Origin of the sequence: Halomonas garicola (assembly GCF_031935715.1) — a bacterium.
GTDB lineage: Bacteria > Pseudomonadota > Gammaproteobacteria > Pseudomonadales > Halomonadaceae > Vreelandella > Vreelandella garicola.
The window spans coordinates 39,296-49,869 of sequence record NZ_JASSZF010000022.1; the positions used below are offsets into that span (position 1 = coordinate 39,296).

Annotated in this window: 10 protein-coding genes and 1 tRNA gene; 5 read left to right on the forward strand and 6 right to left on the reverse strand. The window is 63.6% G+C overall.

The annotated features are described in order from the left end of the window. The first annotated feature begins 44 nt into the window (after positions 1–44). From rpsA to RS027_RS09305, 3 genes are all read left to right on the forward strand, one after another. Positions 45–1,724, forward strand: coding sequence for a 30S ribosomal protein S1 (gene rpsA, locus RS027_RS09295; protein WP_311956375.1), 1,680 nt, complete (start codon positions 45–47; stop codon positions 1,722–1,724). Positions 1,725–2,248: 524 nt separating this feature from the next. After that, positions 2,249–2,614 (forward strand): histone-like nucleoid-structuring protein, MvaT/MvaU family, encoded by a 366-nt coding sequence (locus tag RS027_RS09300; RefSeq protein ID WP_311956376.1) that lies wholly within the window; start codon positions 2,249–2,251, stop codon positions 2,612–2,614. A 610-nt stretch (positions 2,615–3,224) separates the two neighbouring features. Next, positions 3,225–3,545, forward strand: a complete 321-nt coding sequence (locus RS027_RS09305) for a hypothetical protein (protein WP_311956377.1) — start codon at positions 3,225–3,227, stop codon at positions 3,543–3,545. Here RS027_RS09305 and RS027_RS09310 read toward each other — a convergent pair. From RS027_RS09310 to pilB, 6 genes are read right to left on the reverse strand one after another with little or no spacing between them, the layout of a single operon-like run. After that, on the reverse strand, positions 3,536–4,426 hold the full coding sequence (locus RS027_RS09310; protein ID WP_311956378.1) for a DNA replication terminus site-binding protein: 891 nt from the start codon (positions 4,424–4,426) through the stop codon (positions 3,536–3,538). The two genes, RS027_RS09305 and RS027_RS09310, sit on opposite strands and share 10 nt — an antisense overlap. Before the next feature lie 36 nt (positions 4,427–4,462). Then, positions 4,463–4,714 carry a DNA gyrase inhibitor YacG gene (yacG, locus tag RS027_RS09315; RefSeq protein ID WP_311956379.1) on the reverse strand — a complete coding sequence of 84 codons (252 nt, stop codon included), beginning with the start codon at positions 4,712–4,714 and terminating at the stop codon, positions 4,463–4,465. Between the two features lie 52 nt (positions 4,715–4,766). Then, positions 4,767–5,369, reverse strand: a complete 603-nt coding sequence (coaE, locus tag RS027_RS09320; protein ID WP_311956380.1) for a dephospho-CoA kinase — start codon at positions 5,367–5,369, stop codon at positions 4,767–4,769. Beyond that, positions 5,366–6,199, reverse strand: a complete 834-nt coding sequence (locus RS027_RS09325) for a prepilin peptidase (protein ID WP_311956381.1) — start codon at positions 6,197–6,199, stop codon at positions 5,366–5,368. Before RS027_RS09325 ends, coaE begins: the two co-directional genes overlap by 4 nt. 42 nt (positions 6,200–6,241) lie before the next feature. Continuing rightward, positions 6,242–7,468 carry a type II secretion system F family protein gene (locus tag RS027_RS09330; protein WP_311956382.1) on the reverse strand — a complete coding sequence of 409 codons (1,227 nt, stop codon included), beginning with the start codon at positions 7,466–7,468 and terminating at the stop codon, positions 6,242–6,244. A gap of 6 nt (positions 7,469–7,474) precedes the next feature. Beyond that, positions 7,475–9,217: a type IV-A pilus assembly ATPase PilB gene (pilB, locus tag RS027_RS09335; protein WP_311956383.1), complete on the reverse strand. Its 1,743-nt coding sequence runs from the start codon at positions 9,215–9,217 to the stop codon at positions 7,475–7,477. A 229-nt stretch (positions 9,218–9,446) separates the two neighbouring features. Here pilB and RS027_RS09340 point away from each other — a divergent pair, with 229 nt between their 5' ends. Together RS027_RS09340 and RS027_RS09345 are read left to right on the forward strand one after the other, a co-directional pair. Next, the gene (locus RS027_RS09340) at positions 9,447–9,935 is read left to right on the forward strand and encodes a pilin (RefSeq protein WP_311956384.1); all 489 of its coding nucleotides are present in this window, start codon (positions 9,447–9,449) and stop codon (positions 9,933–9,935) included. 187 nt (positions 9,936–10,122) lie between these two features. Further along, positions 10,123–10,199, forward strand: a tRNA-Pro gene (locus tag RS027_RS09345). The last annotated feature ends 375 nt before the right edge of the window (positions 10,200–10,574 follow it).

Sequence of the window (10,574 nt, forward strand, 5' to 3'; positions counted from 1 at the left end):
AAGGCACATCGTGCCTCAAACAACGTTGATCACGTAGGAACACCATGAGCGAAAGCTTTGCTGAACTGTTTGAACAGTCTCTTAACGACATCAATATGGAGCCCGGCGCCATCGTCGCGGCTCAGGTTGTCGATATTGACGGTGACTGGGTTACCGTCAACGCCGGCCTGAAATCCGAAGGCCAGATCCCCGCGTCGCAATTCCTCGACGAAAACGGCGAGCTCGCCATTGCCGTCGGTGATGACGTGCACGTCGCCCTGGAAGCCGTGGAAGACGGTTTCGGCGCTACCCGCCTGTCCCGCGAGAAGGCCAAGCGCGCCGAAGCGTGGAAGGTGCTGGAAGCCGCCTTCGAGAAAGACGAAATCGTCAAGGGCGTGATCAACGGCAAGGTCAAGGGCGGTTTCACCGTCGACGTCGACACCATCCGTGCCTTCCTGCCCGGCTCGCTGGTTGACGTACGCCCGGTGCGCGACACCACGCACCTGGAAAACAAAGAGCTTGACTTCAAGGTCATCAAGCTCGACCCCAAGCGCAACAACGTCGTGGTCTCGCGCCGCGCGGTGCTTGAGGCTGAAAACAGCGCCGAGCGCGAAGCGCTGCTCGCCACGCTCCAGGAAGGCCAGCAGATCAAGGGTATCGTCAAGAACCTGACCGACTACGGCGCCTTCGTCGACCTCGGCGGCGTCGACGGCCTGCTGCACATCACCGACATGGCCTGGAAGCGCATCAAGCATCCGTCCGAAATCGTCAACGTGGGCGACGAGATCAACGTCAAGGTGCTCAAGTTTGACCGCGAGCGCAATCGCGTTTCGCTGGGTCTCAAGCAGCTGGGCGAAGATCCGTGGGTCAACATCAAGGATCGTTACCCGGAAGGCACCAAGGTGCACGCCACCGTCACCAACCTCACCGACTACGGCTGCTTTGCCGAGCTGGAAGAGGGCGTCGAAGGGCTGGTTCACGTCTCCGAAATGGACTGGACCAACAAGAACATCCACCCCTCCAAGGTCGTGCAGGTGGGTGACGACGTCGACGTCATGGTGCTCGATATCGACGAAGAGCGTCGTCGTATCTCCCTGGGTATCAAGCAGTGCACGGCCAACCCCTGGGAAACCTTCAACGCCGAGCACAACAAGGGCGACCGCGTTGCCGGTACCATCAAGTCGATCACCGACTTCGGTATCTTCATCGGCCTGGAAGGCGGCATCGACGGCCTGGTACACCTGTCCGACATTTCCTGGACCGAACCCGGCGAAGAAGCCGTGCGCCAGTTCAAGAAAGGCGACGAAGCCGAAGCCGTTATCCTCTCCATCGATCCCGAGCGCGAGCGCATTTCGCTTGGCATCAAGCAGATGGATACCGACCCGGTTGCCGAGTTCCTATCGGTCAACGACAAGGGCACCGTGGTCACCGGCCGCGTGGTCGAGGTTGACGCCAAGGAAGCCCAGGTTGAGCTGGCTACCGACGTCGTCGCCGTGCTCAAGGCCTCTGAAATCAGCGCCGACCGCGTGGAAGACGCGCGCAACGTGCTGAATGAAGGCGACAGCGTCGATGCGCGCATCGTCAGCGTCGATCGCAAGAGCCGCCAGATCAACCTCTCGATCAAGGCCAAGGATCAGGACGACACGCGCCAGAACATGAAGAAGCTGCGCGACGATCAGGAAGGCGGTAGCGGCGGTGCCACTACCATCGGCGAGCTGATCAAGCAGCAGATGGGTCAGGACTAAGCCTCCGCCCCTTCTTGTTCAGGACGCTGGTTCTAGAGGTCACTGATATCTGCCAACGCCGCCCTTCGGGGCGGCGTTTTTTGTACTTTTCTGCCTTTTCTCTTTTGCCTTTTTCTATCCTTTTCCTTCTTGTCTCTTTGTTACGCCTTTCTTGTCTCTCTTTTGCCTGAGCTATCTAGCCCGGGCGAACTCATCGCACGCAGGCGTTATGCAATAGCGTTATTCCGTATGCCGTCTGGGTACGATTGCAGGGTTTGTTGCTTGAATTCAGGGGTTCAAAGCTTGCCCAGCGGTATGCTTTCACCAAGTTAACTCGATATATTGGCCCGATAGGCCAGACTGTCTTTATTTATGCTTGCGAGTTTGCTCTGTTGCAGTAATAATATGCGGCACCGGTAAAAGTCCGCTGCCGCCCCGGTACTTGTTGTCGAGGTTTTTTGGGGCAGGTAACCCGAGAGACATTATCGGGAGCATATATTCGGGAAGCGGTAAGCGCTACTTCCACATTGGCTAATGGAATCAAGATGTCACTACTCAATCAATACGTTCAGAAAGAACAGCAGCTCAAGCAGCTTCAGGAAGAGATGGAACGCCTGGAAGGCGATCAGCGTCTGCAAAGCGAGCTTGAGTTCAAGGCCAAGCTCGAAAGCCTGATGGAGGAGTTCTCCAAACGCCCGGCAGACGTCATCGCGCTGCTGAGCCCCGAGCAGGCCAGCAAGCCGGCGACTACCACCACCGGCCGCCGCAAGCGCCGTCTGAAGGTCTATGAAAACCCCCACACCGGCGGCGTGATCAAGACCCGCGGCGGCAACCACAAGGAGCTGCGCGCCTGGAAAAGCGAGTACGGCGACAAGACCGTCGAGTCCTGGGTTGTACGCACCGAAGACTAAGGTATTCCGGACAGACATAATCAGGGCCATCGCGCTGGATATGTCCGAGAAAGCCGGAAACAGGTCGAAGAAGGGTTCTACGCCATGGATGGCGTAGGGTAGCGTCCAGGGATGGATTCATAGCGCCCTTCGCAGACCTGTTGCCGGCTCAGTATTATCTACGATAGCCGGCCAGACATGGTAAACACGCTTACCTGTGTCCGGGCATCACACGCCCTTGCCGGCATTCAACGCCGGCCTTTCACGAAGCTATGTTCAAGTGCTACGGCAACGTTCAAGCGCTCATTGATGGCTAGACGATTGCTCTCGCTGCGACGCTGAATAAACCGCGCGTTGACGCTGGCGATGCGTATAGTCTTCAGCTCTGTCTTTAGATCTGCCTTTAGCGCTATCTTCAGCCCCGCCTTCAATGCCGTTTTTCGAGTCGATGTTGGCAGGCGGCGTGCCAATAGGCTTTTCAGAAGACTTTCAATACGGTTTTCATAAGCGGCTTTTAGAAACGACTTGCAAAACGTTTTTCCATTCAGACGGTCATATCGATACTCTACGACGGCTTAACCCTGGCCGGTCTTTCACACAGGGCGCAACACAAGGTGAAAATGGAACGATAATGAAACATCGCAACGCGGCTAAGCCATACAACGGACGGGAAAAGCTCAAGCAGTTCAAGGAGCTTGACGATGCGTTCGCCAGGGCGCTGCAGGAGCTGGATGACCCGAATTCCCGGCTGGACATACCCACCGGCCCGCCGGTGCGCTCCGCCGAGACGCTAGCGCAGGAAGAAGACGCCCAGGCCCGGGAGCAGGCGTTCGGCCAGCGCCTGGAGGCGCTGATGAAGGAGTACGGCATGAACCACGCCGTACTTGCCGAGCTGATCGGCACGCTGCTCAAGTGCGGCGTCTGGGCCGACAGGCCCAAGGCTCAGCGGTAGCGGTAGACCCGCAGGCTGGGCAAAAACGGCTCGTGTTCGAGCTTTTCATCCCGGCGCCGGGCCCGGGTGCGCTTTTCCGGCGGGGCGGCGGGCGGCTGGTTCGTGTGCGGCAGCCGCCCCTCGGGGGCGGGTATAAAGATCGGCATGGCGACGTTCAGCGCCCGCCGGGTGTGGCCGTCGGGTGCTGTCCGGGTAAAGACGGGCTCGGTAAAAAACAGATTGGCGCGCATCAGCGGCGCCTGGGGCTGCACCTGGGCGAGCGGCTCGGCGGAGGGAATACCCGCCAGCCGGCGCAGCTGAATGCGCACGTGGGCGGCGTCGCTGTCCAGGGCCAAGAGCTTTTGCTCCGCCTCCTGCACGCTCAGCCGCTTGATCGAGCGCCCGCTGCTGTACCAGGCAAAGCGCACCCGGGACACCGGCGCCTCGGCCACCGGCAGGTGGCGCCAGCACTGCTTCAGGTGCAGCCGCGCCAGGCCATTGCGCTCGAGCACCTCTTCCACCCGGGGGTGGCGCCGGGGCAGGCGCTCCCGGCCCTCGCTCAAAAGCCCCGGCGCCTGCTGCTTGATCGCCTGCAGGCACTCGCTGAAGGCGCTTTTGGCGGCGTTGGCCCGGGTCACCGCCGCGATCAGCGCCTCGTCGGCGGCGATCAGCCCCACATAGTTACGCGTCTGCCGGCCGTCCTGGCCCGGCGTATGCCACATGTCAAACAGTGCCTCTTCCAGCCAGCCGGCGTCCGCGGCGGGGGCGTTCAGCGCCCAGATCCCCGGGGCGCTTTGCTGCACCTGCTGTTTGACCGCCTCCAGCGCGGCCAGCACGTCGTCAAAGGCGCTGTCCAGCCGGTGCAGCAGCTGGTAATCCACCGGAGGTGATGAGCCGGGCATGGCGTGTCCTCTCAAGAAACGGGCGGCAGGTGAGCGTCAGGACAGCGGCGCGTCGCGGTCGGCGTCGCGCAGCAGCGCGTCGATATCGGCTTCGTCCATGGCGTCTTCGCCGCCGATGCGGTGGGTCTCGTCGGCCCAGGCGCCCAGGTCCAGAAGCTGGCAGCGGCGGCTGCAAAAGGGCCGGTAGGCGCTCTCCGGCGCCCAGACCACGCGCTTGCCGCACTGGGGGCAGGGTAGCTCGACGGCGGAGGCGCCGGCGGATGACGAAGGGGGCGTGTTGCCAGACATAGAAGACTCCTGAATTAGCCGTACGTAGGGGAGCGGGCCGCGCCCAAGCGCCTCAGGCCCGGGCCAGCAGGCGATAGCAAGCGTCCAGCGCGCCGGCCTGGGCGCGCATGAAGGCTCTGTCGCCGCCATTATCGACCACATCGCAGCCCCGGGAAAGCCGCTGCCGGCGCGAAAGCTGCGCGGCCATGATCGCCTCGACCTGCTCGGGGCTGACGCCGTCCCGGGCCAGGGTGCGCGCCCGCTGGGTGGCCTCGGGCACATCGACCACCAGGCAGCGCTCGATCAGCGCGTCCTGGCCGGACTCGAACAATAGCGGCGAGACCAGCAAAACGTAGGGCGCGGGGCCGGCTTCCAGGCGCTTTAGGTGCTCGACCAGGCGTTCGCGCACCCGGGGGTGGGTTTCTTCCTCGAGCCACTTGCGCTCGGCGGGGTCGGCAAATATCCGCTCGCGAAGCGCGGCGCGGTCGAGGCTGCCGTCGGCTTTCAGCACGCCGCGCCCGTGGCGCTCGGCAATGGCGGCAAGGGCCGGCTCCCCCGGGGCGACGATTTCCCGGGCGACGTCGTCGGCGTCTACCCAGGCCGCGCCGAGCTCGGCAAACGCCAGGGCCACGGTCGACTTCCCCGAGCCGATGCCCCCGGTCAGCCCGATGATCATATGACTAGCCTCAGGTAGGTGGCCATCAGCTCGTTACCCGCGAGCAGGCCGGCCCAGCCCGCCATGGCGAGAAAGGGGCCGAAGGGCATGGGCATGCCCCGGCGTTTGGGGCTCGCCTGCAGTGCCAGGCCCACCAGCGCGCCAAACCCGGCGGAGAGCACCAGAATCAGCGGCAGAAAGCTCCACCCCAGCCAGGCGCCCAGGGCGGCGAGCAGCTTGAAGTCGCCGTAGCCCATGCCTTCCTTGCCGGTGGCGAGCTTGAACAGCCAGTAAAAGCTCCACAGCGCCAGATACCCGGCCATGGCGCCGATCACCGCCGGGGCCAGCATGGCCGGCTGAAACGCCAGCTGGTACAAAAGCCCGGCCCATAAAAGCGGCAGCGTCAGCGCGTCGGGCAAAAGCTGGGTGCGCAGGTCAATCACCGCCATGGCGAGAAGCAAAAGGCAGGCGGCGAGGATAAAGCCCGCCTGCCAGCTAACGCCGAAAAGGGCGGCCACGGCGACGGTCAGCACCCCGCCGGCGAGCTCCACCAGCGGGTACTGCACGCTGATGCGCGCCTCGCAGGCCGCACAGCGCCCGCGCCGCTTGAGCCAGCCCGCCAGCGGAATATTGTCGTGCCAGCGGATGGGCGCCTCGCAGGCCGGGCACACCGAGCCCGGTGTCGCCAGGTTGAAGCGCGGCGGAGTTTCCTCGGGCAGCTCGAGCGCCGCCCGGGCTTCGGCCCGCCAGCCGCGCATCAGCATCACCGGCAGCCGGGCGATGACCACGTTGAGAAAGCTGCCCAGGCACAGGCCGAGCAGGGCGGCCAGCAGTAAAACGGGAATTGCCATGCGGATCCTTGAAAGCGTTCTTTGAAAGCGTTCTTTGAAAGGCTAAAGCGCCGAGCCCAGCGTAATAATGGGCATGTACATGGCGATGACCACGCCGCCGACCAGCACCCCCAGCACGACGATGATAAACGGCTCCATGAGCGAGGTCAGCGCCTCCACCCGGTTGCTCACCTGCTCTTCGTAGTGGTCCGCCACGCGGTTGAGCATGGCGTCCAGCGCGCCGGACTCCTCGCCGATGCTGACCATCTGCACCACCTGGGTGGGGAACATGTTGGTCATGCGGATGGCAAAGTTGAGCGGCCGGCCGGTGGTGACGTCGTCCCGGGCCCGGAGCACGGCCGCCTCGTAAACGCGGTTGCCCGTGGCCCCGGCGGAGATGGCAAGCCCCTCGGTGAGCGGAATGCCCGAGGTAAAGGTGGTGGCCAGGGTGCGCGAGAAGCGCGCCACCGCCGACATGTTGAGGATGCCGCCGATCACCGGCAGCCGTAAAAGCCAGGCGTCCGTGCGGTAGGCAAGCGACTCCGAGCGCTTGTGCAGGTAGCGAAACGCCACCGCCGCCAGCGCCAGCACCCCCAGCGCGCGCAGCCAGTACTGCTGCACCAGCGCCGAGAGGTGCATGGTCACCTGGGTGATGGCGGGAAGCTCGGCGTCAAAGCTCTGGAACATGCTCTCGAACTGCGGCACCACCTTGACCAGCAGCATGATGGTCACCCCGATGCCCACCAGCAATACCGCCGCCGGGTACCACATGGCCTTTTTCACCCGGCCCTTGAGCGACTCCACCTGCTCCTTGTGCGCGGCGATGCGCGACAGCACCTCGTCCATGGCGCCGGACTGCTCGCCGACGTGGACCAGATTGACGAACAATCGGTCGAAGTGCTCCGGGTGGCGGGCCAGGGTGTCCGAAAAGCTCGCCCCCGCCGTTACCTCAGCGGTGATCTGGCGCACCAGTTTTACCGTGGCCGGCTTCTCGGTGCTCTCGCGGACCACCTGCAGGGCCTGGAGCAGCGGAATGCCGGCGCGGATCATGGTCGCCATCTGGCGGGCGAACAGGGTGATGTCCGAAGGCTTCACCCGGCCCGGGCCGCCGAACTTCTTCTTGATCCGCTTGGCGCTGATCTCCTGGCGGCGCAGCTCGGCGCTGACCTCGGGCCGGCTGGCGCTCACCGTGTGGCCGCGCACCCGGCGCCCGGAGGCATCAATGCCCGTCCACTTCCAGCGGTACAGGGTGTCGGCCTCCGCGGGGCGCCGGCGGGGGGCGTATGCCATGGTCGCTTACTCCTTGGTGACCCGGTTGAGTTCCTCGAGGCTGGTGATACCTTCCAGCACTTTGTCGACGCCGCTGTGGTAGAGGCTTGAGTAGCCTTCCTCCCGGGCGAGGGCGTCGATCTCCATGGCGTTGGCGTTGCGCATGATCAGCCCGCGCATGGTTTCGGTGACCGGGACGACCTCGTAGACGCCGACCCGGCCCTTGTACCCCTGGGTGCATTTCTTGCAGCCCACCGCGCGGTAGAGCGTGGCGCCTGCCGTGTCGGCCTCGGCAAGGCCCATGGACGCCCGCGCCTCCGGGGGCACGTCCGCGGGCATTTTACAGGCCGGGCACAGCTTGCGCACCAGCCGCTGGGCGATGATCAGGCTTACGGCACTTGCAATGTTGAACGCCGAGACCCCGATGTTTGACAGCCGCGTGAGGGTTTCCGCCGCCGAGTTGGTGTGCAGGGTCGAGAGCACCAGGTGGCCGGTCTGCGAGGCCTTCACGGCGATTTCCGCGGTTTCCAGGTCGCGGATCTCGCCCACCATCACCACGTCCGGGTCCTGGCGCAGAAACGCCCGCAGGGCGCTGGCAAAGTCCAGCCCGATGCGCGGCTTGACGTTGACCTGATTGACCCCGGACAGGCGGATTTCCACCGGGTCTTCGGCGGTGCAGATGTTGCGCTGGACCTGGTTGAGAATGTTGAGCCCGGTGTAAAGCGTCACCGTTTTGCCGCTGCCCGTGGGGCCGGTAACAAGGATCATGCCCTGGGGCTTGGCCAGCGCCTTTTCGTACTGGCGGCGCTGCGCCGCGCTTACGCCCAGCTCGTCGATGCCCATCTGCGCGGCGGCCGAGTCGAGCAGGCGCAGCACCAGTTTCTCGCCGTAGATGGTGGGCAGCGAGTTGACGCGAAAGTCCAGCGAGCGGGTGCGCGACAGCCGCAGGCGGATGTTGCCGTCCTGGGGCAGGCGGCGCTCGGAGACGTCGAGGCGCGCCATGACCTTCAGCCGCGCGGCGATACGGTCGCGCATGGAAAACGGCGGCCGCGCCACTTCAGAGAGCATGCCGTCCACCCGGAAGCGCACCCGGTACAGGTGCTCGTAGGGCTCGAAGTGGATGTCCGAGGCGTCGGAGTTCACCGCGTCGAGGAGTATCTTGTTGACGAACTTGATGATCGGCGCGTCGTCGGCGTCGTCGCTGAAGTCTGGCTGGTACTCGTTGTCCGCGGTTTCCAGCGACGAAATGGCGTCGTCGATCTGGCCCATGCTTTCGAGCATGCTGCGCTCGTTCTGGGCGATGTAGCGCTGCAGCGTGGGCGCCAGCTGGTCCACCGGTGCCAGCACCCCCTCGACCCGCAGCCCGGTGGCAAACTGCAGCTCGTCGAGCTGGGTGAGCGTGGCGGGGTAGGGGATGGCCACGGTGAGGATCTGGCCGCGCCGGACCAGCGGCAGTACCTGCAGCTCGCGGAGTATTCGCGCCGGGTATTCCTGGGCCGGGGGCAGGGCCTCGGGGTTGACGGCGTCAAGGTCGAGCACCGGTAGCCCGTATTCCCGGCCGGCCACCACCGCGGCCTGGGCCGGCGCCACCAGGCCCGCTTCGACCACGTAGCGCAGAAGCTCGGTTTGCTGCTCCACGGCTTCGGTTTCGGCCAGCGCCGTGCGGGTTTCGCTCAAAAGCCCGTGGCGCACCAGCCGCTCGGCAATGCCGCGCAGCCCGCCCCGGGAGGCGGCGTGGCTCAGCATGGACTCGTAATAGGGTTGGCTCATGCGTGACTCGGCTGGTTGCTGGATGGGTGGCGGGTCGCGGTGCGCCTACTTGTACCACACTCGGCCCGCCGCCGGCATCCGCGCGCGCCGGCAGCAAGCGGAGAAAAATAGCGGGAAGAAAGGTATAAAAAAGTTGCGCCTTCGCCGAGCGTAATATAGTGTAACGAAGTGTACAGAGAAGAAACGAAACGCCTGCGCCGCGGGCACCCCAGGAGCCAAGGAGTTTCCCATGCAAAACCTTCCCACTTCGCAAGCCCGCAACCTCAAGCAGGGCGGTTTTACCCTGATCGAGCTGATGATCGTGGTCGCCATCATCGGCGTGCTGGCGGCGATTGCAATTCCGCAGTACCAGAACTACGTCGCCCGCTCCCAGGCCAGCGAAGCGCTGACGATTACTTCCGGCGTGCGTGCCGATATTGCCGAATACTATGCGCTTAATGGCAAAATGCCGGACAGTGCTTCTAAACTTAAAGCTGCTGCTGGTGAAGCTGCGAGCAATAATGACTTGGACATCTCCGGCCGCTATGTAGAGAAAGTGCGCTACAGCGATAAAAAAATTAAAGCAACGTTTGCAGATGAAAGTGCCCTCAAGGGCGCCATAATGTATGTTGCGCCTGCAGCTGACAATCTCGCCAATGGCTGGGAATGCTCTTGGGCTTCGGGCGGTTCGTTTACGGATGGTAAAGACAGCTGGCTGCCTTCCGGCTGCAAAGAATAAAAGGTAACGCGGCCTGCAGCCGCTGATGGATAACAGGGGCCTTCGGGCCCTTTTTTCGTTCCGGCCGTTACGGCGCATGCCCGGCCAGGCGCCTGAAACGAAAGCGCAAAAAGGGCTTTTCATCGCCGGCCAAACGCGCTAGTATACGCCTCGTCCTGAGGCCAAGGCCCGGGCGAGCATAAAGTGCCGGAGCGTGGCGCAGCTTGGTAGCGCGTTGCAATGGGGTTGCAAAGGTCGCAGGTTCGAATCCTGTCGCTCCGACCAGAAATATCAATAAAAACCGCCGCTTGGGAACATCCCCCGAGCGGCGGTTTTTTGTTGGGCCGGCTGTGGCATGGCAAGCTCATTACGTCGTTGCGAGCGCTTCCCCCTGGGTCATGGCGAGCACTTCACTTCCTGCGTCGTTGCGAGCGCAGCGAAGCAATCTCGGTTTTTCTCGCCAACGGCACAGCACGAGATCGCCACGTCGCTACGCTCCTCGCGACGACGGTAGTGGGAATAATGCACGCGCTTTCTTGGGTCATGGCGAGCACTTCACTTCCTGCGTCGTTGCGAGCGCAGCGAAGCAATCTCGGTTTTTCTCGCCAACGGCACAGCACGAGATCGCCACGTCGCTACGCTCCTCGCGACGACGGTAGT

Excerpts from the sequence above, each read along its gene's own strand:
- rpsA (WP_311956375.1), top strand. The coding sequence starts at position 45 with ATGAGCGAAAGCTTTGCTGAACTGTTTGAACAGTCTCTTAACGACATC.
- RS027_RS09300 (WP_311956376.1), top strand. The coding sequence starts at position 2,249 with ATGTCACTACTCAATCAATACGTTCAGAAAGAACAGCAGCTCAAGCAG.
- RS027_RS09305 (WP_311956377.1), top strand. The coding sequence starts at position 3,225 with ATGAAACATCGCAACGCGGCTAAGCCATACAACGGACGGGAAAAGCTC.
- RS027_RS09310 (WP_311956378.1), bottom strand. The coding sequence starts at position 4,426 with ATGCCCGGCTCATCACCTCCGGTGGATTACCAGCTGCTGCACCGGCTG.
- yacG (WP_311956379.1), bottom strand. The coding sequence starts at position 4,714 with ATGTCTGGCAACACGCCCCCTTCGTCATCCGCCGGCGCCTCCGCCGTC.
- coaE (WP_311956380.1), bottom strand. The coding sequence starts at position 5,369 with ATGATCATCGGGCTGACCGGGGGCATCGGCTCGGGGAAGTCGACCGTG.
- RS027_RS09325 (WP_311956381.1), bottom strand. The coding sequence starts at position 6,199 with ATGGCAATTCCCGTTTTACTGCTGGCCGCCCTGCTCGGCCTGTGCCTG.
- RS027_RS09330 (WP_311956382.1), bottom strand. The coding sequence starts at position 7,468 with ATGGCATACGCCCCCCGCCGGCGCCCCGCGGAGGCCGACACCCTGTAC.
- pilB (WP_311956383.1), bottom strand. The coding sequence starts at position 9,217 with ATGAGCCAACCCTATTACGAGTCCATGCTGAGCCACGCCGCCTCCCGG.
- RS027_RS09340 (WP_311956384.1), top strand. The coding sequence starts at position 9,447 with ATGCAAAACCTTCCCACTTCGCAAGCCCGCAACCTCAAGCAGGGCGGT.